The sequence below is a fragment of the Micromonospora sp. NPDC000089 genome, from assembly GCF_042899365.1.
GTDB lineage: Bacteria > Actinomycetota > Actinomycetes > Mycobacteriales > Micromonosporaceae > Micromonospora.
Window position 1 is genome coordinate 17,980 of the sequence record NZ_JBIAZT010000010.1, and the last position, 23,621, is coordinate 41,600.

The window sequence follows — 23,621 nt, forward strand, 5'->3', positions numbered from 1 at the left end:
CCGGCCAGGTCAAGATTGGCCGACGATTCACGCCCGGCCACGTCAAGATTGGCCGAGAGTTCACGCCCGGCCGGCGCAAGATCGGCAGGCGGCTCACGGCGGGCCGCGGCGGGGTCGGCGAGGAAGCGGCGGACCAGCGCGGCGGCCTCGGTCAGCGCCGGGCGGCGGGCGCCGAGCGGGTCGGCCGGCCACTCCGCCCGCAGCACCACCTCGGTGGTCGGGTTGACCGCGTCCCCGGCCGGCTCGGGCGCCCACGCGTCGACCAGGTGCCCGTCGGCGCCGTCCAGGCAGGCGTCGTGCACCTCGCGGAGCAGCACCGAGGGCCCGCGGAACCGCTTGGTCCCCTCCCCCCACCAGTAGCCGGAGCAGAGCAGCAGCCGCCGCGGCCGGGTCACCGCCACGTACGCCAGCCGGCGCTCCTCCCGCTCGTCGTGCGTCCGCCAGGCGTCGGTGAAGTCCTCCACCGCCCGGGCCAGCCCGCGCTGGTCGGTCACCTCGGTCAGGTCCAGCTGCGGCAGGCCGTCGGCGTCCCCGCGCAGCGGGAACGGCAGCACCCCCAGCCCGCCCAGCCAGTGGTCGGAGTTGCGCACCGGCCCCGGCCAGACGCCCCGGGTCAGCCCGGCGACCGCCACCACGTCCCACTCCAGGCCCTTGGCGGCGTGCGCGGTGAGCACCTGCACCGCGCCCTCCACCACCTCCACCTCGCCCGGGGTGAGCCCGCGCTCCTCGTCCTCGGCGGCGGCCAGGAACGCCAGGAAGCCGGCCAGCGTGGCGCCGGGCGTCTCGCCGCCGAACCGGGCGGCCACGTCACCGAGCGCGTCCAGGTGGCCCCGGGCCAGGCCGGCGTCGCCGGTGCCGTCCCGGCCGGCCCGCACGGCCACCTCCACGTCCAGGCCGATGGTCCGCTCGACGTCCGCGATCAGCTCCGGCAGGGTCTGGTCCAGCCGGTACCGCAGCAGCGCCAGCTCCATCCCGTACGACCGCAGCCGGGCGTAGCCTTCCGCCGAGTACGCCTGCGCCGGGCCGAGATCCGCCAGCGCCTCGACCAGCGTGGCCTCGTCCAGCACGTCCACCGCGATCTCCGGCTGGTCGTCCCCGGTGAACTCCCGACGGGCCCGGGCCAGCGCCCGGGCGCGGCGGTGCAGGGCCACCAGGTCGCGCGGCCCGATCCGCCAGCGGGCGCCGGTGAGCAGCCGTAGCAGCGCCGCCCCGTCGGTCGGGTCGGCGAGCACCCGCAGCGTGCAGACCACGTCGCGTACCTCGGGGGTGTCCAGCAGCCCGCCCAGCCCGACCACCTCCACCGGCAGGCCCCGGGCGCGCAGCGCGGCCTCGATGGCCGGGATCTGGCTGCGCAGCCGCACCAGTACCGCGGTGGTCGGCCGGTGCGGTACCGGGATGTGCTCGGGCAGCGCACCGGGCATCCCGGCCGCGCCCCGCCAGGCGGCCAGCACGCTGTCCGCGATCCAGTCGGCCTCGTCGGCGTACGTCTCCAGCAGCGCGCAGTGCACGGTGCCGGCGGCCCGCCCACCGGGGCTGCGGTGCGGGATCGGGTCCCTGACGCTGAGCGCGGCGTGCAGCTCGGGGACGCTGGCCCCGGCGGCCCGCAGCGGCACCGACAGCGCGTTGGCCACGCCGAGGATCTCCGGCCGGTTCCGCCAGCTGGTGGTGAGGCCGAGCACCGCCGCCGGGCTGCCGTCCGGGCGGGCGAACTCGGTGGGGAACCGGTCCAGCGTGCCGGCGCTGGCGCCCCGCCAGCCGTAGATCGACTGGCAGGGGTCGCCGACCGCGGTGACCGGGTGCCCACCGCCGAACAGGTGGTTGAGCAGCACCACCTGGGCGTGGCTGGTGTCCTGGTACTCGTCCAGCAGCACCACCCGGAAGCGGTCCCGCTCGATCGCGCCGACGGCCGGGTGGTCGCGGGCCACCCGGGCCGCCCGGGCGAGCTGGTCGGCGAAGTCCATCGCCTCGAAGTCGTCCTTGCGCCGCCCGTACGCCCGGACCAGCGGCAGCAGCTTCAGCCGGGTCTGCTGCAGCTGAAGCGCCCGGCGCACGTCGGCGTAGACCCGGCCGGGGCGGGACTGCACCTCGGCGAAGAACCGGCCGGTCCAGGCGGCCAGCTCGTCCGGGTCGACCAGGTGCTCATCCAGCTCGCCGGCGAGGGCGAGCACGGCGTCGGTGATGGTGCTGGGCATCCGGTCGACCGACGACATGTCCCCGTCGTAGTTGCGCACCAGCAGGTCGACCAGCTGCCAGCGGGACGCCTCGGTGAGCAGCCGGGTGCTCGGCTCGTACCCGGCGCGCAGGCCGTGCTCGGTGACGATCCGGCCGGCGTACGAGTGGTAGGTGGAGACGGTCGGCTCGCCGGTCAGCGAGGTGTCCAGCGGGTCCCGGCCGCGCCGGCCCAGCCGCCGCACCAGTTGGTCGAGCCGGGTACGCACCCGGTGCGCCAGCTCGCCGGCCGCCTTGCGGGTGAAGGTCAGGCCGAGGATCTGCTCCGGCCGGACGTACGCGTTGGCGACCAGCCAGACCACCCGGGCGGCCATCGTCTCGGTCTTGCCCGACCCGGCGCCCGCGACCACCAGCAGCGGCTCGACCGGCGCCGCGATGATCGCCGCCTGTTCCCGGGTGGGCGCCGGCAGCCGCAGCAGCTTCGCCAGCTCGACCGGGGTGTAGCGGGGCCCGGCGTCGGCGGCGCGCGGTGCGGGGGCGGCCGTGCTGAACAGGGTCGGCTGGGTCACCCGGCCGCCTCGGTGCTCACGGTCACGCGTCCTGGAGGTCTGCGGGTGGCCGGCGGCTCGACGACCTGCCGACCCTGGCCGGAGACCGGGCAGCTGGTGCGCACCGGGCAGACCCGGCACTTCGAGTTGGCGACGGCGGCGAAGGTGGCGGCGGCCATCGTATCGGCGGTGCGCCGGACCAGGTCGGTGGCCCAGCCCGCCTCGGGGCCCTGGCCGGCGGCGGCCTGGGTCTGCTCCCGGGCGTCCTTCGCCCCGGTGCCGAGCTGCACCAGCGCCGCCCCGCCGGACTCCTCGCCGTAGTCGGCGAACGCGCCCGCCTCGACCGCCGCCTGGTACGCCCCGAGCTGCGGGTGCTCGGCCACCTCGCGCTCGGTGACCGCGGTGGACTTGCCGGTCTTCAGGTCGATCACCACGAGCCGGCCCTCGGCGTCCACCTCGAGCCGGTCCACCCGGCCGGTCAGCTCGATCGGGCGGCTCGGGTCGTCCAGGCGCACCGCGAACTCGTGCTCGATCGCGAGCAGCCGGCGCGGGTTGCCGGCCAGCCAGCGCAGCAGCTTGTCCACCATGGCCTCGGCGCGCTCCCGCTCCGGGCCGACCATCCACCGGGCGGCCAGCTCGATCGCGTCGAACCGGGCGGCCACGTACTCCAGCAGGGCCGTCCGGTCGGCGCTGGCGTCCTCGGCGAGCATCGCCGCGGCGTGCACCAGGTTGCCGACCCCCTGGGCGGTGCTGGCCGGGCCGCTGCCGCCGTGCCGCTCCAGCAGCCAGCGCAGGCTGCACCGCAGCGCGCTCTCCATCGCCGACGGGGTGACCCGGACCGGCTCGCCCTCGTCGACCAACGGCCGGTCGTCGGAGAGCCCGCGCAGGCCCCACCAGTCGTCCGGGTGCGCGCCGGGAATGCCGGCGGCGGCCAGCCGGGCCAGCTCGCCCGCCGCCGCGCGCCGCCGGGCCACCGGCGCCGCCGGGTCGGTGACCGCGGTACGCAGCTCCGCCACCAACGCGGACAGGGTGAGCGCCCGCGGCGGCCGGCCGACCGGCAGCTCCCGCGGGTCGTCGAACTCCTCGTCGCCGTCACCGTCCCCCTCGACCGGGTCACCCGCGCGGGACGCCGGCGGCCCGGGTTCGACCGGGCCGGCGCCACCCTGCGGACCGGGACCGACGGCCGGGCCGGGACCACCCGTCGGGCCAGGACCACCCGTCGGGCCGGGACCCTTGGAGGGCGGGCCGGGAGGCGTGGGTGGTTCGCCGGCGCCCAGCTCGTGCAGGAAGCGGCTCGGTTGCTCCTCGTGGTCGTCGCCGCCCACCGCGGCGGAGGCGACGGCGGTGACCAGCAGCCGGTGCCGGGCCCGGGTCACCGCGACGTGGAACAGCCGACGCTCCTCGTCGAGCAGGGCGGAGGTCTGCCCAACCAGGCCGGCCCGCACCCCGGCGCCGTCGGCCCGGCCGGCCAGCACGTCGACCAGCCGTTCCGAGCCGAGCAGGCTGCCGCGCAGCCGCAGGTCGGGCCAGATGCCCTCCTGGACGCCGGCGATGGCGACCAGGTCCCACTCCAGGCCCTTGGCGGCGTGCGCGGTGAGCAGCCGGACCGCCTCGCCCCGGTCGGCGCTGGCCGCCAGGGTGTCCGCCGGCAGGTCCTGGCCGAGGACGTGGTCGAGGAAGACCTCGGTACGCGCGCCGGGCAGCCGGTCGGTGAAGCGCGCGGCCGCGTCGAAGAGCACCATCACGGCGTCCAGGTCCCGGTCGGCGGCCTCGGCGCGCCAGCGCTGCGCGGTCTCGTGCTCCCCGGTGGCGACCCGGCCCCGGTTGATGGCGCCGGCCCACCGCTCGGCGAGCCCGCTGGCCCGCCACACCGCCCAGAGCACGTCCTCGGCCGTGGCGCCGGGTACGGCGGCGGCCCGTCGGGCGGTGTCCAGCAGCTCGGCCACCAGCCGGGCCGGCTCGACCCAGCGCCGGTCGATCGCCGCCAGGCCGACCGGGTCGCCGAGCGCCTCGACGATCAGCTCACCGGAGGGTCGCCGGTCGCCACCGGCCAGCGCGAGCGCCCGCAGCCCCTGGCGCAGCCGCCGCTCGGCCAGCGGATCGGCCCCGCCCAGCGGGGAGTGCAGCAGGGCGACCGCCGCCTCCTCGTCCAGCCGTTCCGGCTCCAGCGCGCAGCGCAGCAGGAGCAGCAGCGGCGCGACCGCCGGCTGCAGGTGCAGCGGCAGGTCCTCGCCGTGCACCACGGTCGGCACCCCGGCGGTGTGCAGGGCCCGGCGCAGCGTAGGCAGGTGCAGGTGGGTCGAGCGGACCAGCACCGCCATCCGCGACCAGGGGACCCCGTCGAGCAGGTGCGCGGCGCGCAGCGCGTGGGCCAACCAGGCGGACTCGCTGGTGCTGGAGCGGAAGGTGCGCACCTGCACGGTGCCGGGCGGCGCGCCGGGCAGCGGGCGCAGCTGCCGGTGCGCCGCCGGACCGCGCAGCCGGCGGGCCAGCCGGCCGGTGGCGGCCACCAGCTCGGCCCCGGCCCGGTACGAGGTGGTCAGCACCACCTGGGCGGCGGGCGCGCCGGAGGCCGTCCGGAACCGGTGCGGGAAGGTGGCCACCACGCTCGGATCGGCGCCCCGGAACGCGTACGTGGAGGAGTCCGGGTCGGCGAAGGCGACGAGCGAGGCGCCCCCGCCGGCGATCACCGCCAGCAACTCCTGCTGGGCCGGGTCGGTGTCGGCCAGCTCGTCGACGTAGACGTGGGCGAGCCGACGGCGCTCGGCGGCGAGCAGCTCCGGGTCGTCCAGCAGCATCCCGGTGGCCGCCCGGACCAGCTCCGCCGGGTCGTACCCGATGGAACCGCGGTTGGCGACGTCGCGCAGCGCGAGCACGGCGACGTACTCGCGCAGGAAGCGGGCCGCGGCCGGCCAGTCGGCGCGGCCCAGCTTCTCGCCGAGCCGGGCCAGCTCGACCGGGCCGACGCCACGCTCGGCCGCGCGCATGAGCAGGTCGCGCAGCTGGCCGGCGAAGGCCCGGGTACGCAACGCGGGCCGCAGGTCCTCCGGCCAGCCGACCGGGTCGTCGTCGGGCTCCTCGCCGACCACGTCGAGCAGCTCGCGGATGATGAGATCCTGCTCGGGGCCGGTGAGCAGCCGGGGGGACGGCTCGCCGCGCTCGGCGGCGGCCCGGCGGAGCAGCCCGAACGCGTACGCCGGGACGGTGCGTACCAGCGGCTCGCGCAGCACCCGGTGCCCGTCCGCGGCGATCCGCGCCTCGATCCGGTGCCGCAGCTCGGTGGCCTGCCGGCGACCGAAGGTGAGCACCAGGACGCGTTCCGGGTCGACCCCCTCGGCCACCCGGGCGGCGGCGGCTTCGATCAGGGTGTGCGTCTTGCCGGTGCCTGGACCGCCGACGACCAGCATCGGCCCGTCGGTGTGCGCCACGATCTCGGCCTGGCGCGGATCGACCGGGTACGCGCCATCGCCCGCCGACCCCCCGGACCGCGGCTCCCCCTCGGCGCCACCGTCCGCCCGCCCGACCCCGTGGGCAGGCGCGCCCGGCCGGCGCACCAGCCGGTACCCCTGCATCCCCTCATCCCACCACGCCGGTACGACACCCGTCGCGCACCACCCCGCCGTCACCGCACCCCCCGCGAGCACGGCGAAGCGCGGACCGCGCGGCTGGGGCGGGCGTGGAGGACGGTGGCGGGCGGACCGCACGCCCGTGGCGGGCGGTCGCGGAACCGCGCGGTGCGCAGCGGGCAGCACGAACCGGGCAGTGGGCGGGGCGAACCGGCACAGTCGGCGGGGGCGGCGGGAGCGGCGGGAGCGGCGGGAGCGGCGGGGGCGGCGGGAGCCGCACGGTGGGCCGGTCCCAACGGCGGTAGCCGGGGCGACGAGGAAGGCGATGTCGCGGAGAGCGATATGACGCTCAGTCATGAATATGACGCACCGTCATACCGCTCCCCAGAGGATCCATCCGCGCCGACGACACGCCCGGGTCGGCGCCACGACCATCGAGCGTCGAGCCACCGCCGACGACCCGCCGGCCGAGCCATCGCCGACCGACCCACCCGCCGACCGACCCATCCGCCGGCCGACCCATCCGCCGGCCGACCCGCCGGCCGACGGCGGAACGGCCGGCCGACCCGCCGGCCGACGGCGGGACGACGCCACAGCAGGGTGAGCGCCGTCAGCCGAGCCGGGACTCCAGCGCGTCGAGTGCCGCCGGGACCGAGTCGACGACGGTGACCAGCGCGCGACCGGCCGGCTTGAGGAAGCGCCGCTCGCCGAGGTCGTCCAGCCAGTCGAGCAGCGGACGGTAGAAGCCGTCCGCGTCCACCAGCACCATCGGCTTGGCGTGCATGGCCAGCGTGGCGGTGGTCCACACCTCGAACAGCTCGTCCAGGGTGCCCAGCCCGCCGGGCAGGGTGAGGAACGCGTCCGACTTCTCGATCATCAGCGTCTTGCGGGCGGCCATGGTGTCGGTGACCAGTAGCTCGTCCGAGGACAGGTCGGCGACCTCCAGGTCGACCAGGGCCTGCGGGATGACGCCGAGGGTACGGCCGCCGGCAGCCCGCGCGCCGTCGGTGACGGCGCCCATCATGCCGACCCGGCCACCCCCGCTGACCAGGGTGTGCCCCCGGCGGGCGAGCTCGCGACCGGTCTCGGTCGCCAGCTCCAGCCAGCGCCGGTCGAGGGTCCGCGAGGAGGCGCAGAAGACGCAGACGTTCGCCACCGGCTCAGCTCCCCCCGTCGTCGGCCCGACCCGGCGACCTGGCAACGTCGTCGTCGGCCTGCCGCGCCGCGGCCTGGCGGTCGGCGGCGGTCCGGGCGACGGCCTCCTCGCGGATCGCCTCCTGCTCGGCGGAGAGGGCGGCCTCGGCCTCGACGATGTGCCGCACGGCGTCCTGCACGTCGTCCGTGACCCGGATCAGCTCCAGGTCGACCGGCCCGATCTTGCCGTCGGCGGCCATCGTGTCGCGCAGCCAGTCCAGCAGCCCCCGCCAGTACGCGGTGCCCATCAGCACCACCGGGAACCGGGTCACCTTGCCGGTCTGCACCAGGGTGAGCGCCTCGAACAGCTCGTCCATCGTGCCGAAACCGCCGGGCAGCACCACGAACGCCTGGGCGTACTTGACGAACATGGTCTTGCGGGCGAAGAAGTAGCGGAAGTCGATGGCGAGGTCGACCCAGTCGTTCAGGCCCTGCTCGAAGGGGAGCTCGATGCCCAGCCCCACGGAGAGCCCGCCGGCCTCGCTGGCCCCCCGATTGGCCGCCTCCATCACGCCCGGGCCGCCGCCGGTGATGACCGCGTACCCGGCCCGGGCCAGCGCCCCGCCGAGCTCCTCGGCCGTGCGGCACTCCGGGCTGCCCGGCGCGCTGCGGGCGGAGCCGAAGACGCTGACCGCCGGCGGCAGGTCGGCCAGGGTGTCGAAGCCCTCGACGAACTCGGAGAGGATCCGCAGCGCCCGCCAGGCGTCCTTGGTCTTCCAGTCGCCGCGCCCGCGGGAGTCCAGCAGCCGCTGGTCGGCGGTGCTGGTGGGGATCGAGCCACGGCGCAGGGTGACCGCGCCGCGGTGCCGCTCCGGGTCGCGGCCCCGTCGCCGCCCGTTGCTGTCGGTCATGGGAGCAACCGTAGTGGAGCGGCACCCCGGGAGTGACCTGGCCGACGTCCCGGCAAGAAAAGTTCCGATCTTGGGCAACTAAATGTGTCGCCCACACGTCCTACTATTCACATACCGGGTATGGCCCGGGCGCGCGCCTTCGGGGGAGGAGCAAGCGTGATCAACAACAACGAGCGGATGCGGATCCGCCGCCAGATGCAGCGACGGATCAGGGACGTGGTGGCCGAGCGCCGCCGCGCCCGCCAACTCGAGTCCCCGGCGGCGGCCGCCACCGACCCCACCGAGCCCGACGACACCGCCCTGCTGACCACCGTCTGAGCGACTTCCGGCCGCCCGGGCACGCCCCGCCGGCCGGCACCCGACGTCCGCCCTCCCGGAGCTCTCCCTCCGGGAAGGGCGGACGTCGTCGTCATGGACGCTCCGGCAACGGCGGACGTCGCGGCACCCCGCAGGGTGGGCGTCAGGCGTGCGGGGAGAGCCAGCGGTGCAGCGTCGCGGCGCCGTCGCGGATCTTCGTCAGCTCGACGTGCTCGTCCTTGTGGTGGGCGAGGTTCGGGTCGCCCGGGCCGAAGTTCAGCGCCGGGATGCCCATCGCGGCGAACCGGGCCACGTCCGTCCAGCCCAGCTTGCCGATCGGCGCGGCGCCCACGGCGGCCAGGAACTCCTGCGCAGCCGGCGACTCCAGCCCGGGCGCGGCGCCGGCCGCCGCGTCGGTCACCCTCAGGTCGTAGCCCTCGAACACCTCGCGCAGGTGCGCCTCGGCGGCGGCCGGGTCGCGGTCCGGGGCGTACCGGTAGTTGAGCTCGATCTCGCAGTGGTCGGGGACGACGTTGCCGGCCACCCCGCCGTTGATCCGGACGGCGTTCAGCCCCTCGCGGTAGTCGCAGCCCTCGATGGTGACCCGGCGGGCCTGGTACTCGTTGAGCCGGCGCAGGACTTCGCCGGCGCCGTGGATGGCGTTCACCCCGTGCCAGGAGCGCGCGGCGTGCGCCCGCTCGCCGTGCGTGGTGAGGACCGCCCGCATGGTGCCCTGGCAGCCGGCCTCGACGATCCCGTACGTCGGCTCCAGCAGCACGGCGAAGTCGGCCTGCAGCCACTCCGGGTGCGCCTCGGCGACCAGGGTGAGGCCGTTGTACTTCGACTCGATCTCCTCCGCCTCGTAGAAGAAGTACGTCACGTCGAAGCGCGGGTCGGGCAGGGTGACCGCCAGGTGCAGCGCGAACGCCACCCCGGACTTCATGTCGGAGGTGCCGCAGCCGTACATCAGGTCGCCGCGCATGGTCGACGGGAAGTTGTCGTTGAGCGGCACGGTGTCCAGATGGCCGGCGAGCACCACCCGCTGGTCACGGCCGAGGTCGGTACGCGCCATCACGGTGTTGCCGTGCCGGTAGGTGGTCAGGTGCGGTACGCCCCGCAGCACGTCCTCCACACAGTCCGCGATCGCCTTCTCGTTGAGGGAGACGGACTCCATGTCGACCAGGGCGCGGGTGAGCGCCACCGGGTCTGCCAGTACCTCGGGGGTCAGCGGGTTCTGCATGGTTGGCACGGTACCGTCATTTCCGGTGGGTGCGCGGGGTGAGCCTCCCGGCCCACCGGCCGCGCAGAACGAAAGGTGAAACCGTGACGTCCGCACCATCCGCCTGGGGCATCGGCCTGGCCACCGTCACCGGCGACGACCAGGTGCTGGACACCTGGTACCCGACCGGCAAGCTGGGGCTGGGCGAGTTGCCGCTGGTCGCCGGCGAGGATCAGGCGGACGTGCTGGACCTGCCGCCCGGCGCGATCGGCGAGCGGGCGCTGCCCGGGCTGCGTACCGTCGAGGTGGTCACCGTGATCGGCTCGCTGGACGACCCGATCAAGGACGCCGCCGACGCGTACCTGCGGTTGCACCTGCTCTCCCACCGCCTGGTGCGGCCCAACGAGCTCAACCTGGACGGCATCTTCGGCAAGCTGGCCAACGTGGCCTGGACCTCGGCCGGCCCGTGCCCGCCGGAGCGGGTGGACGAGCTGCGGGTGATCGAGCGGGCCGCCGGCCGCCACCTGGCCGTCTACGGGGTGGACAAGTTCCCCCGGATGACCGACTACGTGGTGCCCGCCGGGGTGCGGATCGCCGACGCGGACCGGGTCCGGCTCGGCGCGCACCTGGCCGCCGGCACCACCGTGATGCACGAGGGCTTCGTCAACTTCAACGCCGGCACGCTGGGCACCTCGATGGTGGAGGGCCGGATCGTGCAGGGTGTGGTGGTCGGGGACGGCTCCGACATCGGCGGTGGCGCTTCGATCATGGGCACCCTCTCCGGCGGCGGCACCGACCGGGTCCGCATCGGTGAGCGGAGCCTGATCGGCGCGAACGCCGGGGTCGGCATCTCGCTCGGCGACGACTGCGTGGTCGAGGCGGGCTGCTACGTCACCGCCGCGTCAAAGATCACCCTGCCGGACGGCCGGGTGGTCAAGGCCCGCGAGCTGTCCGGCGTCGACGGGCTGCTGTTCTGGCGCAACTCGGTCACCGGGGCGCTGGAGGCAAAGCAACGTACCGGTAAGGGCATCGAGCTGAACGCGGCGCTGCACGCCAACTGACGTTCACCGCGAGGAGTGGGCCGGGTCTGCGGGCTCCGCGGTCGCGAACGCCAGTCGACACCGACCGGCCCCGCCGGGTCCGCGGCACCCGCCGCGGACCCGGGGGTACGGCTCACCGCAGGCGGTACGCCTGGATGATCCGGGTGCTGGTCGTGCCGCCGTCCGACAGCCAGGCGGTGGCCCGCAGGGACGCGTACCCGGTGCCGGCCGGATGGCGCAGCACGGCCGCCCAGCCCCGGCCGCCCAGCCGGACCACGCCCGCCGGGTGCCAGGTCCGGCCGCCGTCGTACGAGGCGTCGACGGTGAGCCGGCGGACCGTGGCGGCGGGTGCGCCGGGCTGCCGGCGTACCTGCACCGGCACGGCGAAGACCCGGCCCGCCGGGGCAGTGTTGTCCACCCGCAGCGGCGGGGTGAAGCCGATCGCCGACAGCGGCAGCCGGGCCGGGGTCGCCCCCGACACGTGGCCGGAGCGGAACGTCCAGCGCGACTCGACCTCGGTGCTCAGGTCGGTGAAGCTCCGGGTCGCTGAGGCGGTGAGCGTGTAGTCGCCGGCGGCGGGCGGCACGGCGAACTCGCCGTACCCGGGGGTGTCGGTCTCGCCGACCAGCTTGCCGCCGCGGCGCAGCGTCGTGCGGGCCCGGTCGGTGATCGAGCCGCCGGGGTGCCCGGCGGCGTCGCCGAACATCGGCACGCCGACCGTGACCGTGTCGCCGGCCCGGGTGACGCTCTGCTCGGGCCACTCCGGCTGCGGGAAGGACGGCCCGTACGGCGCGGCGTTCCAGGTGTCCTCCCCGACCGTGCCGGCCCGATAGGCGCGCTGCGGTGAGTCCAGCACCGCCCGGCCGTCCAGCCAACCGTCCGGGTCCGGCACCCCGAACAGCAGCTCGGAGCCCCACCGCACCCCGGCGTTGCGGTGCTCGACCCGGCGGCCGGGCACCTCGGTGGGCAGCACGATCGACCAGCCGTCGTTGTCGGACCAGACCGACCGCGTGGCGGAGAGGCCGGGATAGCCGCCCCGGAACCGCTGCACCACGGTCGCCAGGTCGCCGCGCCGGTAACTCCGCACGAATCCGCTGGGCAGCCGGCCGAGCACCTGCTCGCTCAGGGTGTACAGGTAGGGGCTGCTGGCGGCCTCGAGATCCGCCCACTGGCTGGTGAAGGTGGAGCGGAACCGGGTGCCGGGCACCGGGTGGCCGAGCTGCCCGGTGGCCAGGCCGCCGAAGGACCCGAAGCTGAGCAGCCCGAACCCGAACAGCCCGCCGTCGTCGGTGGTGAACTCCGCGCCGGTGACCGCCAGCGCGACCCGGGCGTCGGCCTGCGGGACGGTCATCCGGAACGGCTTGGCCCGGCGCAGGTCGATGGTGAGCCGCTGGTCGTGGTCGACCACCAGCTCGGGCTGAGCCAGCTGGGCCAGCCCGCCCGGCCCGCCGCCGGGAGCGCTCTCGAAGAAGACGCTGTTCACGCCGTACCGGCCCTTGGGCACCCGGACCTGGACGACGCCGTCGGCCTCGAACACGTCCCGCAACAGGAACGCGTCCAGCCCGATCAGCGTGGTGGCGTAGTCGGCGAACGGCCGGCCGTCGCGACCCAGGTGGGTCAGGGTGAGGTTGTAACTCTCCACCTCCCGGTGCACGGCCAACGGGGTGACCGCGACCGCCGCGCCGGCCCGGGCGACGACCCGCCCGGTCCAGTAGCCGTCGACGCCGAGCCGGGTGTTCGCGGTGACGGTCGTCGCCGCGGTACCGCCGGCCGGCACGGTGAGCCGGGTCGCGCCGAGGGTGAACATGCCGGCGGGCGCGGCCTTACCGCCCGGGCCGGTGACCTCCAGGGTGAGCGCGACGGTGACCGGGGCGGTGCCGGCGTTGTGCCAGCGGACGGTGCGGGTGATCGGCGCGTCGTCGCCGTGCGGCCAGAGCGCCCGCCCGAAGGAGACGCTCGCCGGCTCGCTGGTCAGCTGCTGGCCGATCGCCCGGGCCACGTCCACCCGGCCGGCGCCCTGCTGGTACGCGGTCTGCGCCGGGTGCGGCTTCGCGGCGGCCATCAGCGTCGCTTTGAGCTGCCCGGCCTTCCAGCCGGGGTGCTCCTGGGCGAGCAGCGCCGCCGAGCCGACCACGTGCGGGGTGGCCATCGAGGTGCCGGAGAGGGCGACGTAGCGCTCCCCCACCGGGTCGCCGATCTGACCGTCGGCGGAGCGGGCCGCGACGATGTCCACGCCGGGGGCGGTGATGTCGGGCTTCAGGCCGTCGTCGCCGACCCGGGGGCCGCGGCTGGAGAAGTCGGCCAGGTTGTCGTCGCGGTCCACCGCGCCGACGGCGAGCGCGGCGTCGGCGCTGGCCGGTGAGCCGACCGTGCCGTCCGCGCCGTCGTTGCCGGCGGCGGTGACGAAGAGCGTGCCGGTCTGCGCGGTGAGCGTCTGCACCGCCAGCTCCAGCGGGTCGACGTCGGGGGTGTCCGGGCCGCTGAGGCTCATGTTGACCACCGTGGCGCGCTGGTCGACGGCGGCCCACTGCATGCCGGCCAGGATGGCCGAGTCGGTGCAGCCGAAGTCCTCGCAGACCTTGCCGTCCAGCAGCGTCGCGTCGGGCGCCACGCCCCGGTAGCGGCCGCCGGAGGCGGCGCCGCTGCCGGCGATGGTCGAGGCCACGTGGGTGCCGTGGCCGACGGTGTCCCGGCCGTCCGGCGCCTCGGTGAAGTTGCGCTCCCGGGCCACCCGGCCGGCCAGGTCCGGGTGGGTGGCGTCGATGCCGGTGTCGAGCACCGCCACCGTGACCCCCTTGCCGGTCCAGCCGGCCGCCCAGGCGGCGGGAGCGCCGATCTGCGGCACGCTGTGGTCGAGGGTGACCGCGCGCCGGCCGTCCAGCCAGATCCGCTCGACGCCCCCCGCCGCGTCGAGCCGGGCCCCGGCGGCACCGCCGCCGAGCGCCGTCCAGACCGCGCCGGCGGACGCCTTCCCGGCGGTCAGCGCGGCGCCGCCGATGGCCGGCAGGTCGCGGGTCACCCGGGTGCCGGGCAGCGCGGCCGCCGCTCGCCGGGCCGCCCCCGGGGCGTACGCCACCAGCAGCGGCACCGTGTCCCGGTGGGCGTCGTCGTAGCGGGCGGCGACCAGGCCGGTGACGTCGAACAGTCGCCGGTCGACCCGGCCGGAGCGGACCAGCGGCACCGCGTCGGTGGGCAGCACGGACAGGTGGCCGCGTTCCCGGCGTACCAGGAAGCGGATCTTCTCCCGGCCGGGACCGGGACGGACGGCCGCGCCGGTGCCGGCGCCGGTGCCGGTCCCGGTCAGGGTGACCCGGTCGCCGGTGATCAGGGTGACCGTGGTCGGCGGGGCGGCCGCCGGCCGGCCCGCGGCGGGCGCGGCGGTCGGCGGTACGACGGCCGGCGCGGCGCCGGCCGCCCGAGCGGGTGCGCCGAGGGCGGTGCCGGGTGCGCCGAGCGCCAGCCCCAGCACGAGGCCGAGCGCGGTGATTCTGCGGTGTGCTTGCAACGAATCCTCCTCGTCGAGCGTCTTCATTAACGGGAGTCGCATTGACAACCCAGAATTGCATACCGGGTATGCAAAGTGAAGTACGGAAGATGACGGACCCACTACGTTCCGCGGCGCCGATCGGGCATGATCGACCGGTGACGTCCATGCGGGAACGAATGCTGGCCGGCGAGCTCTACCGCGCCGACGAGCCGGAGACCATCGCGGACCGCACCCGGGCCGCGCTGCTGATGGAGCGCTTCAACTCCAGCTCCGCAGCCGACCTCGGGGGTCAGCTCGCCGCGCTGCGCGACCTGCTCGGCTCGCTCGGCGAGGACACCTTCGTCCGCCCGCCGCTCTACTGCGACTACGGCTGGCAGATCCACATCGGCCCGCGCAGCTTCGTGAACTACCACGCGGTCTTCCTGGACGTCGCCCGGATCACCATCGGCGCGGACGTCCAGATCGGACCGAACGTCCAGCTGCTCACCCCGACCCATCCGGTCGAGCCGGGGCCACGGCGGGACAAGTGGGAGGCGGCGCAGCCCATCACGATCGGTGACAACGCCTGGCTGGGCGGCGGCGCGATCGTGCTCGCCGGGGTCACCGTCGGGGAGAACACGGTGGTCGGGGCCGGCGCGGTGGTGACCCGGGACCTGCCGGCCAACGTGGTCGCGGTCGGCAACCCGGCCCGCCCGGTGCGCTCGGTCGAATAGCCGCTGAGCTGGGAAAAGTTTCTCACCCCAGGGGTAGCCAAAGCCGAGCCGGAGGAGCACTCTAAGTAATTAGACGGTTACTTGGAGGCACCGATGGCCGGACGGGTGCTCGAACTGCGGGTCCACGGCGTGTCCAACACCCCACCCGGCCAGCTCCTCGGCCTCCGCCCCGAACCGGGCGGCGCGGGACCCCAACCGTGGTTGGTCGCCGGCGGCGAGGTAACCGGCTTCTACCGGTCCACCGCCGTCAACGCGGACGACCCGATCGTCGTCGAGGCGTACAGCTGGGGGCAGTTGACCTCGGGCGCGCGGACCGCGCGGGACGTGGAACGCGCGCTGTGGACGGTGCTGCTGCCGTTCACCCTGGCCAACGTTGCCCTGCACGCCCGACCCGGCATCCCGGCCGACCCGGACCGGGAACGCTGGGGCAGCCGCTCCGGCATCGCCGCCTGGCTGATCCGGCTGTTCTGCCTGAGCCTGACCGGCACCCTGGTGCTCACCAGCGTCGGCGTCGGCGTCGACCTGATCGGCTGGCAGTGCGTCGACCGGGACTGCCTGCGCCGGCTGCCCGGCCCGTGGGAGTTCCTCGGCCAGGGCTGGTGGCAGCAGGGCACCAGGCCACTCGCCGTCGGCCTGCTGCTGCCGCTGGCCATGCTCACCGTGCTCGGACTGGTGGCCTGGCGCACGTACCAGTACGAGGCGGAGATGCCCGCCCAACCCCGGCCCCGGGACGATCCGGACCGGGTCGAAACGGCCGAGCCGGCGCCGCTGGCGAACCCGTTGCAGGACCCCACCTTCTGGTGCGGCGAGGGCCAGCTGCGCCGCGCCGCCGTCCTGCACCTGTGCACCGGGGCGGCGATCGCCGCGGCGGTGCCGCTGGGCGCCGCGCTGGCCGCGGACCCGCCGCGCGGAGCCCGGACGGCGCTGGCCTGGCCGACGGTCGTCACGCTGGCCGCGGTGGTCACCATCGCCGTGGTCGCGGTGGGCCGGCCCTGGCTGACCCGGCGGGCCGGGGACACCCCGCTCGGCCGGTGGAGCGGCACGGTGGCGGTGCTGACCGGTGCCGCCCTGCTCGGCACGTTCCTGTACCTGCTGCTGCCGGACGGGCCGGCCGGGGTGCCGCTGGCGCGGCTGCGGCCGCCCGTCGGGTGCGCCGGCGACGCCCGGCTGCCCGGCTGCGGCACCGACCGCTCACTGCCCGGGTACGACGCCGTGGTCGCCTGGTTCGCCACGTACCAGGTGCTGCTGCTCGTCGCGATCGGCGCGGTCACCCGCTCCGGCCGGCGCGCGCTGGCCGCCCCGGTGACCGCCGCGGCGCTGCTGCCGCTCGGCGCGGCCTGGCTGGACGGCCGGCTGCCCGCGCTGCCACCCGCACCGGGCGGCCCGGCGGCGTGGCTGCTGTACGGGTCGGCCGTCGCGCTCGCCGCCACCGGCCTGCTGCTGCCCCCGGTACGCCCGGACCCCACCGCGGAGCCGCCGGCCGCGCACGCCGAGCTGGCCTGGGGCGGGCGGGGCGCCGCGCTGATCGCCGGGTTCGGCTGGGTGCTGGCCATCGGCTACAGCGCCGGCCTGCTCTACTGGGTCACCGACCGGCTGGACGGCGGCGGCAGCCCGGACGGCCCGTCGACGATCGTCCCGCCGCTGCCGGTGGCCTGGGCGGGGCTGGCCTTCGCGACGGCCGGGCTGGGCGTGCTCGGCACCGGGCTGCGTGCCGGCTGGCTGTTCCGCCGGTTGCGGCGGGCCGAGTACGCGGCGCTGACCACCCCGGTAACCGTCCGGTCCGCCCACGACCTGCGCCGCTGCCGGGACGTGAGCGTGTTCCGCGCCCTGCACCGGCTGGTCGGTGAGCACGCCGTCCGGCTGGTCGGCTGCTACGCCACCGGGGCGGCGGTGCTGGTCACCTGCTGCTGCACGGCGGCACTGAGCGGGGCGCGACCCGTGCCCCCGGGCACCACCGGCGGGGCTGCCGTGGTGCGCACCGTCGCCGACCTGGGCGACCTGCTGCTGGGGCTGCTGCCGGTGGCGGTCGCCGGGGTGGGGCTGCTGGTGTACCGCAACGACACGGTCCGCCGGACCGTCGGGGTGCTCTGGGACGTCGGCACCTTCTGGCCCCGCGCCGCGCATCCGCTCGCCCCGCCGAGCTACGCCGAGCGCGCGGTGCCCGAGCTGCAGACCCGGGTCGCCGGCCTGCTCGCGCTGGCCGACCAGGACCCGCGCCGGGTCGACGGGGTGATCCTCTCCGGGCACAGCCAGGGCGCGGTGATCTGCGCCGCCACCCTGCTGCACCTGCCCGAGCGGTGGCGACGGCGGATCTGGTTCTTCTCGTACGGGTGCCAGCTCACCCGGCTGTACGGGCGGGTGTTCCCGGCGTACTTCGGGCCGGGCCGGCTACGGGTGCTGGCCGACGCCGTGACCTGGCCCGCCGGTCACGTCGCCTGGACGAACTTCTGGCGGGACACCGACCCGCTCGGCTGGCAGGTCGGCGTGGGCGAGCGGGACGTGCCGGTGGCCGACCCGGAGGCCCTGCACCCGGTCGCCGGTGAGGTCGCCGACCCGCCGATCCGCAACCACGGCGGCTACCCGGACGCGATCGAGTTCCAGCGCGAGCGGGCGGTGGTGGCCCGGCTGCTGCGCCGGGCGGTGCCCTCACCCCGGCAGCGGGTCGGTTAGCCGGACCACCAGGTCGGCGCGGTCCGCCGTGCCGGCGACCAGGCTCGCGTTGGCCTCGTCGCTGCCGTGCGCCCAGGCCGCGGCGTCGGCCGGCGACCGGCCGTACGCCTGGTGCCGGGCGACCAGCCGGCGCAGCCGCAGCTCCGCGTCCAGGTCGAGGAACCACGCCTCGTGCAGCAGCGGGCGTACGTCGTCCCAGGGCGGGTCGGCGAGCAGCAGGTAGTTGCCCTCGGTCACCACCAGCCGCACCGAGGGCGGCACCTGGATCGCCCCGGCCACCGGCTCCTCCAGGTCCCGCCGGAACTGTGGCGCGTACACCGCGCTGGGCTCCAGCCGGTGCAGGCGGCGCAGCAGCGAGACGTACCCGTTGGCGTCGAAGGTGTCGGCGGCGCCCTTGCGGTCCGCGCGGCCCTGCCGGACCAGCTCGGCCTGGGCCAGGTGGAAGCCGTCCATTCCGACCAGCCGGGCGGCCGGGCCGACCTCGGCGACGATCCGCTCGGCGAGGGTGGACTTGCCGGCACCGGGCGGCCCGGCGATGCCGAGCAGCTGGCGGGGGCCGGCCTCGGCCAGCGACCGGGCCCGGGCGATCAGGTCATCGAGCGAGAGCGGGCGCGCCACCCACCCACCCTAACGGCGCAGCGGATGCCGCGCCGGACCGCGCGGGTTTCCGCGGCCGCACCGGTTCGCGGGGAGGCGGGTCAGCGCCCGGCGGAGTCGTGCACGCCGGCCACCGCGGCCAGCCGGAGCCGGGTCTCGTCGTCACTGCCCGGCGCCGCGGAGAGGATCACGATCTTCAGCTCCCGGTCGCCGTCGGTCAGCACGTCGCAGTCGACCCGGACCGCACCGACCGACGGGTGCTCGACGACCTTGTGGTCCTCTCGGTGCGCGCCGACCGTACCGGCTGCCCACAGCTCGGCGAACCGCTCGTTGCCCTCGATGAGGTCGCGGACGAGCCGCGCCAGCCGCCGGTCGGCCGGAAAGCGGCCGGTAGCTCGCCGGAGGTCGGAGACGACCGCCAACCGGGTGGCCTCAGCGTCCAGGGTGAGCACCGGCCAGCGTGACATCGCCGGCTCGTCCGAGGCGACCGGGAACGTGTCGCGGGCGAAGTTGCGCCGGGCCGGTGGGGACGCCGAGGGATCACCCAGCAACGCCGCCCACCACCGGTTCCACCAGATCACCTGCCAGTCCGCCGCGAAGACGGCGACGGCAGCGTCACCGAGACGGCCCACCACCCGCTGCACGCCCGGCGGGAGGTGGTCGCAGATCTGGTCGTCGGCCGGGGGCATCAGGTTGGCCAGCCGGAACAGGTGGTCGCGTTCGGCGGTGCTCAACCGCAGGGCGCGCGCGATCGCGGCGGTCACCTGTGCCGACGGGGTCGTGGCCCGGCCCTGCTCCAGTCGTACGACGTAGTCGACCGAGACGCCGGCCAGCTCGGCGAGTTCCTCCCGACGCAGCCCGGCGGCACGGCGCCCGTGGCCGACGGGGAGCCCGGTGGCGGCCGGCGACAGCCGGTCACGCCACGCCCGGATCGTCGTGCCCAGTCCCGTCGCCCGTGTCGTCACCGCTCGATTGTCCCGCGCCGCGCCGGCACCGAGGTGGTACGGCTGGTCCTACCGTGAGGGCGTCCCTGGCAGCCGCTCGCGCGCCGGCCAACGATGGGCGCATGACGATCACCTTCATCACCGGCGCCAACAAGGGCCTGGGTCACGAGACCGCCCGCCGACTCCTCGCGCTGGGGCACACCGTGCTCGTCGGAGCCCGGGACCCCGAACTCGGCGCCAAGGCGGCGAAGAGCCTCGGCGCGCGTTTCGTCCCGATCGACGTCACCGACGACGCCTCCGTCGCCGCGGCCGCCGCCGACGTCGAGCGGCACGAGGGCCACCTGGACGTACTGATCAACAACGCCGGCGTGCACGGGCCGATGGGCGATCCGAGCGAGCTGACCGGCGGTGACCTGCTCGCCGTCCTCGACGTCAACGTCGCCGGCGTGGTGCGGACGACCACCGCGTTCCTGCCGCTCCTGCGCCGCTCGTCCGACCCGGTGATCATCAACGTGAGCAGCGCGATGGGGTCGCTGGCAGCCACCCACGACCCGACCCGCGCCGAATCGCACGTGGTCGCCCCCGTCTACACGTCGTCGAAGGCGGCGCTCACCATGCTGACCACGCAGTACGCCAAGGCGCTGAAAGATGTTCGGATCAATGCCGCCGACCCCGGCTACACCGCGACGGACCTCAACGGCCACAGCGGCCCGCAGACCGTCACGGAGGGCACCGACGCGATCGTCGCCCTCGCGACCGAGGGGCCGGGGCACGGCTCGGGACGGTTCGTCGACCGGCACGGCGAGATCGCCTGGTCCTAGGCGGAGGTGCCGCCGGCGGGCATCCGGCCGGTGTAGGTCACCGCCCCGGCGTCCACCACGCACCCGGTCAGGTGCCCGCCGGCCTCACCGACCGACTGGACGAACGCCAGCTCGGCGGCGGGGTCGGCGGCGAGATCGAAGCTCCGGTGGACGGCTCCCCAGCGGTCCACCCCGCCCGACCGCACGATTCGGGCCCGTTCGTAGCGGGCCACCAGCGCGGGCCGGTCCTCGTCGCGTACCGCCTCGGTCAGCTCGTCCAGCGCCGCCCGCACCCCGGCCAGCTGCCGCAGCACCTGCTCCCGGTTCGACAGCAGCATGTCGGCGGTACGGCGGGCCGGGGTGCTCGCCACCCGGGTGCCGTCGCGGAAGCTGCCCGCCGCCAGCGCGAGCACCGCGTCGCGCACCGGCGAGTCGGCGGCGGCCCCGGCAAGACCGCCGGCCAGCAGGTGCGGCACGTGCGAGGAGAGGGCGACGACGCCGTCGTGCACCGCCGGCGACATCGGTACGACGTGCGCGCCGAAGACGTCCACGACCAACCCGACCAGCGACCGGAACGACCCCAGCCCGTCGACGCTCGGGCAGAGTACCCAGGCGGCGTCCGTGAAGAGGCCCGCCTGCGCGGAGACGAGGCCGGCCCGTTCGGCGCCGGCCATCGGGTGGCCGGGAACGAACCGGCCGGTCAGGCCGTGCGTGGCGGCGAACCCGGCGACCGCCGCCTTGGTGCTGCCCACGTCGGTCAGCACGCACTGGCCCGGGGTCAGCGCGGCGACCGCGAGCAGGGTCTCCGGCAGGCTGGGCAGCGGACCGGCCAGGAAGACGACGTCCCGGTCGCCGACCGCGTCGGCCAGCTCGTCGGGGAGGTCCACCCCCCGGCGTCGACCCTCCGCCCGGGTCGCCGGGTCCGGGTCCCAGCCGGTCACCCGAACACCGGTCTGGTGCAGGCGCAGCAGGATGGAGCCGCCGATCAGGCCGGTGCCCACCACGGCGATCCGTGGCCGGTCGACGGCGTCACCCACCGGGTCGCCCGCTACGGCTGGGCGAGTCGCTGCGCGACCGCGGCGACGTGCGCGTCGGACTCGGTCAGCGCGGCCCGGACGTGCCGTTGGCCGCCGGGGCCGTAGAAGGCGCCGGCGGCGACCAGGATGCCGCGCCGGGCCAGCCAGTCGACGGTGTCCCAGCAGTCCTCGTCACGGGTCATCCAGAGGTAGAGCCCGGCCTCGGAGTGCTCTACCGTGAAGCCGGCGCCGGTGAACGCGGCGAGCAGGGTCTGCCGCCGGGCCCGGTAGCGCTCCCGCTGCTCGTCGGCGTGTGCCTGGTCGCCGAGGGCGGCCACCATGGCGGCCTGGACCGGGGCGGGCACGATCATGCCGGCGTGCTTGCGGACCTTGAGCAGCTCGGCCACCAGCGCGGGATCGCCGGCCACGAAGCCGGCCCGGTAGCCGGCCAGGTTGGAGCGCTTGGACAGCGAGTGCACCGCCAGCACCGAGTCGTACGACCCGCCGCAGACCTCGGGCGCGAGCACCGACACCGGCTGGGCGTCGGCCGACCAGCCCAGCGGCAGGTAGCACTCATCGCTGGCCACCACGGCACCGCGCTCGCGGGCCCAGTCGACCACCTTGCGCAGGTGGGCGGCGGGCAGCACCCGACCGGTCGGGTTGCCGGGCGAGTTGACCCAGACCAGGCGCACCCGGGAGGTGGGCCCCACGGCGGTGAGCGAGTCGGCGCGGACCACCTCGGCACCGGCGAGCGCGGCCCCGTCGGCGTACGTCGGGTAGGCGATCGACGGCACCACGACCACGTCGCCGGGGCCGATCCCGAGCAGGGTGGGCAGCCAGGCGACCAGCTCCTTGGAGCCGATCGTGGGCAGCACACCCAGCCCGTCCACGCCCGCCCCGCAGGCTCGGGCCACCCAGCCGGCGATCGCCTCGCGCAGCGCCGGGGTGCCCGCGGTCAGCGGGTACCCGGGCGCGTCGGACGCGTCCGCCAGCGCCTGCCGGATCACCGGGGGCACCGGGTCGACCGGGGTGCCCATGGAGAGGTTGATCGGACCGTCCGGGTGCGCCGCGGCCAGGGCGGCCGCGGCGTCCAGGGTGTCCCAGGTGAACTCGGGCAGCCGAGCCGAGACCGGCGCGGGCCGGTTCAGCGGCCCTCTTCCCGCGGCGGCTGGGCGGCGACGAAGGTCGCGTCCTTCTCCACCTTGCCGATCTTCGAGGCGCCACCCGGGGAGCCCAGGTCCTCGAAGAACTCGTAGTTGGCGCCGGTGTAGTCCTTCCACTGCTCCGGGACGTCGTCCTCGTAGAAGATGGCCTCCACCGGGCAGACCGGCTCACAGGCACCACAGTCGACGCACTCGTCGGGGTGGATGTAGAGCATCCGGTTTCCCTCGTAAATGCAGTCGACCGGGCACTCCTCGATGCATGCCTTGTCGAGCACATCCACGCACGGCTCGGCGATGATGTAGGTCACCGGTCTTCTCCTCCGCAGACTCGTCGCGATCACCCGCGACGGTAAGAGCCTAGTATCTCGCCGGGGGGAGGTCGATCGTGCTCCGACAGCAGGACGTGGGCCACCGGATCGTGGTGCGCCGCATTGTGGGGATTCGTGAGGGCCGGCCGCTCTTCTCGGACGCGCTGGGCGAGCTGGTGGAGCTGACCGAGACCCACCTCACACTGACCACCGCGCAGGGCCGGCTGCGGGTGCCGGTGGCCGAGGTGCACCGGGCCAAGCGGGTGCCGCCGACCCGCCGGCCGACCGCCGCCGCGGTGGTCGCCCTGGAACTGGCCGCCGACGAGGCCTGGCCCGCCCCGGTCCGCGGACGGCTCGGCGACTGGCTGCTGCGCTGCGCCGACGGCTGGACCGGCCGGGCCAACTCCGCGCTGCCGGTCGGCGACCCGGACCGGCCGCTGCCCGCGGCGATCGACGCCATCGAACGCTGGTACGCCGAGCACGGCCAGCCGGCGATGGTGAACACCCCGCTGCCGCTCGCCGCGCCGGTCGGCGCCGAGCTGGACGCGCGCGGCTGGACCGCCCGCCCGCCGGTGCTGGTGCAGACCGCCGCGCTCACCGCGCTGCCGCCGGCGCCGCCGGTGCCCGCCGACGCGCCGTCGGTCGAGCTGGCCGACGCGCCGTCGGCGGACTGGCTCGCGGTCGCCGCCGGCCGCAAGGGCAGCCTCCCGGACGCCGCCCGGCACGTGCTCACCGCGGTGGACCGGGTCCGCTTCGCCCACGGGTACGCCGACGGCACGCTGGTCGCGATCGGCCGGGGCACGATCACGGGCGAGGGACGGTGGCTCGGGCTCAGCCTGGTCGAGGTGCTGCCGCAGGCGCGCCGCCGGGGGCTGGCCGGCCGGGTGATCCGCTCACTGGCCGACTGGGCGGCCGGCGAGGGCGCGTCCCACGCCTTCCTCCAGGTGGAGCAGCGCAACACGGCGGCGGTGGCGCTCTACCAGGGGCTGCGCTTCACCACCCACCACACGTACCTGACCCGGATCGCCCCGCACTGAGC

At 75.7% G+C, this 23,621-nt stretch carries 16 protein-coding genes and 1 pseudogene; 6 read left to right on the plus strand and 11 right to left on the minus strand.

Annotated features, from left to right (window positions below; genetic code table 11):
- Positions 1–112: 112 nt before the first annotated feature.
- The 4 genes and pseudogenes from ACFY3U_RS19055 to ACFY3U_RS19070 all read right to left on the minus strand — a co-directional run.
- Positions 113–2,738: pseudogene (locus ACFY3U_RS19055) on the minus strand (ATP-dependent helicase); the annotation flags it as partial.
- Complete coding sequence (locus ACFY3U_RS19060; RefSeq protein ID WP_387203093.1) at positions 2,735–6,289, minus strand: ATP-dependent helicase; 3,555 nt, start codon at positions 6,287–6,289, stop codon at positions 2,735–2,737. The pseudogene ACFY3U_RS19055 and the gene ACFY3U_RS19060, both read right to left, overlap by 4 nt.
- 604 nt (positions 6,290–6,893) lie before the next feature.
- Complete coding sequence (locus tag ACFY3U_RS19065; protein WP_387203096.1) at positions 6,894–7,439, minus strand: TIGR00730 family Rossman fold protein; 546 nt, start codon at positions 7,437–7,439, stop codon at positions 6,894–6,896.
- A gap of 4 nt (positions 7,440–7,443) precedes the next feature.
- Positions 7,444–8,328, minus strand: coding sequence for a TIGR00730 family Rossman fold protein (locus ACFY3U_RS19070; RefSeq protein WP_387203099.1), 885 nt, complete (start codon positions 8,326–8,328; stop codon positions 7,444–7,446).
- Positions 8,329–8,484: 156 nt separating this feature from the next.
- Between ACFY3U_RS19070 and ACFY3U_RS19075 the strand changes: the two genes are divergently transcribed.
- On the plus strand, positions 8,485–8,646 hold the full coding sequence (locus ACFY3U_RS19075; protein WP_387203102.1) for a hypothetical protein: 162 nt from the start codon (positions 8,485–8,487) through the stop codon (positions 8,644–8,646).
- Positions 8,647–8,788: 142 nt separating this feature from the next.
- Here the strand turns inward: ACFY3U_RS19075 and dapE are convergent, their stop codons facing one another.
- Positions 8,789–9,865, minus strand: coding sequence for a succinyl-diaminopimelate desuccinylase (gene dapE / locus ACFY3U_RS19080; protein ID WP_387203105.1), 1,077 nt, complete (start codon positions 9,863–9,865; stop codon positions 8,789–8,791).
- Between the two features lie 83 nt (positions 9,866–9,948).
- Between dapE and dapD the strand changes: the two genes are divergently transcribed.
- Positions 9,949–10,905, plus strand: coding sequence for a 2,3,4,5-tetrahydropyridine-2,6-dicarboxylate N-succinyltransferase (gene dapD, locus ACFY3U_RS19085; protein WP_387203108.1), 957 nt, complete (start codon positions 9,949–9,951; stop codon positions 10,903–10,905).
- 112 nt (positions 10,906–11,017) lie between these two features.
- Here dapD and ACFY3U_RS19090 read toward each other — a convergent pair whose 3' ends face one another.
- A complete protein-coding gene (locus ACFY3U_RS19090) occupies positions 11,018–14,416 on the minus strand; it encodes a S8 family serine peptidase (protein WP_387203111.1) in 3,399 nt (1,132 codons plus the stop codon).
- A gap of 110 nt (positions 14,417–14,526) precedes the next feature.
- Here ACFY3U_RS19090 and ACFY3U_RS19095 point away from each other — a divergent pair, with 110 nt between their 5' ends.
- Both ACFY3U_RS19095 and ACFY3U_RS19100 read left to right on the plus strand, forming a co-directional pair.
- Positions 14,527–15,084: a sugar O-acetyltransferase gene (locus ACFY3U_RS19095; RefSeq protein ID WP_387203114.1), complete on the plus strand. Its 558-nt coding sequence runs from the start codon at positions 14,527–14,529 to the stop codon at positions 15,082–15,084.
- A gap of 93 nt (positions 15,085–15,177) precedes the next feature.
- Complete coding sequence (locus ACFY3U_RS19100) at positions 15,178–17,754, plus strand: hypothetical protein (RefSeq protein ID WP_387203118.1); 2,577 nt, start codon at positions 15,178–15,180, stop codon at positions 17,752–17,754.
- On the opposite strand, the gene ACFY3U_RS19105 is transcribed toward ACFY3U_RS19100, so the two are convergent.
- Positions 17,731–18,372 (minus strand): nucleoside/nucleotide kinase family protein, encoded by a 642-nt coding sequence (locus tag ACFY3U_RS19105; protein ID WP_387203121.1) that lies wholly within the window; start codon positions 18,370–18,372, stop codon positions 17,731–17,733. The two genes, ACFY3U_RS19100 and ACFY3U_RS19105, sit on opposite strands and share 24 nt — an antisense overlap.
- A gap of 80 nt (positions 18,373–18,452) precedes the next feature.
- The gene (locus tag ACFY3U_RS19110) at positions 18,453–19,316 is read right to left on the minus strand and encodes a helix-turn-helix domain-containing protein (protein WP_387203124.1); all 864 of its coding nucleotides are present in this window, start codon (positions 19,314–19,316) and stop codon (positions 18,453–18,455) included.
- Positions 19,317–19,417: 101 nt separating this feature from the next.
- On the opposite strand from ACFY3U_RS19110, the gene ACFY3U_RS19115 reads away from it, so the two are divergent.
- Entirely contained in the window at positions 19,418–20,116 is a 699-nt protein-coding gene (locus tag ACFY3U_RS19115; RefSeq protein WP_387203126.1) for an SDR family NAD(P)-dependent oxidoreductase, read from the plus strand.
- Here ACFY3U_RS19115 and ACFY3U_RS19120 read toward each other — a convergent pair.
- Genes ACFY3U_RS19120 through fdxA form a run of 3 tightly spaced genes read right to left on the minus strand, consistent with a single transcriptional unit; the run spans position 20,113 to position 22,582 of the window.
- Positions 20,113–21,132 carry a prephenate dehydrogenase gene (locus tag ACFY3U_RS19120; protein ID WP_387203129.1) on the minus strand — a complete coding sequence of 340 codons (1,020 nt, stop codon included), beginning with the start codon at positions 21,130–21,132 and terminating at the stop codon, positions 20,113–20,115. The genes ACFY3U_RS19115 and ACFY3U_RS19120 overlap by 4 nt on opposite strands.
- An 11-nt stretch (positions 21,133–21,143) precedes the next feature.
- Entirely contained in the window at positions 21,144–22,259 is a 1,116-nt protein-coding gene (gene dapC, locus ACFY3U_RS19125; protein WP_387203662.1) for a succinyldiaminopimelate transaminase, read from the minus strand.
- Positions 22,256–22,582 (minus strand): ferredoxin, encoded by a 327-nt coding sequence (fdxA, locus tag ACFY3U_RS19130; protein WP_387203132.1) that lies wholly within the window; start codon positions 22,580–22,582, stop codon positions 22,256–22,258. Before fdxA ends, dapC begins: the two co-directional genes overlap by 4 nt.
- A gap of 77 nt (positions 22,583–22,659) precedes the next feature.
- Between fdxA and ACFY3U_RS19135 the strand changes: the two genes are divergently transcribed.
- The gene (locus tag ACFY3U_RS19135) at positions 22,660–23,619 is read left to right on the plus strand and encodes a GNAT family N-acetyltransferase (RefSeq protein ID WP_387203135.1); all 960 of its coding nucleotides are present in this window, start codon (positions 22,660–22,662) and stop codon (positions 23,617–23,619) included.
- Positions 23,620–23,621 lie beyond the last annotated feature (2 nt).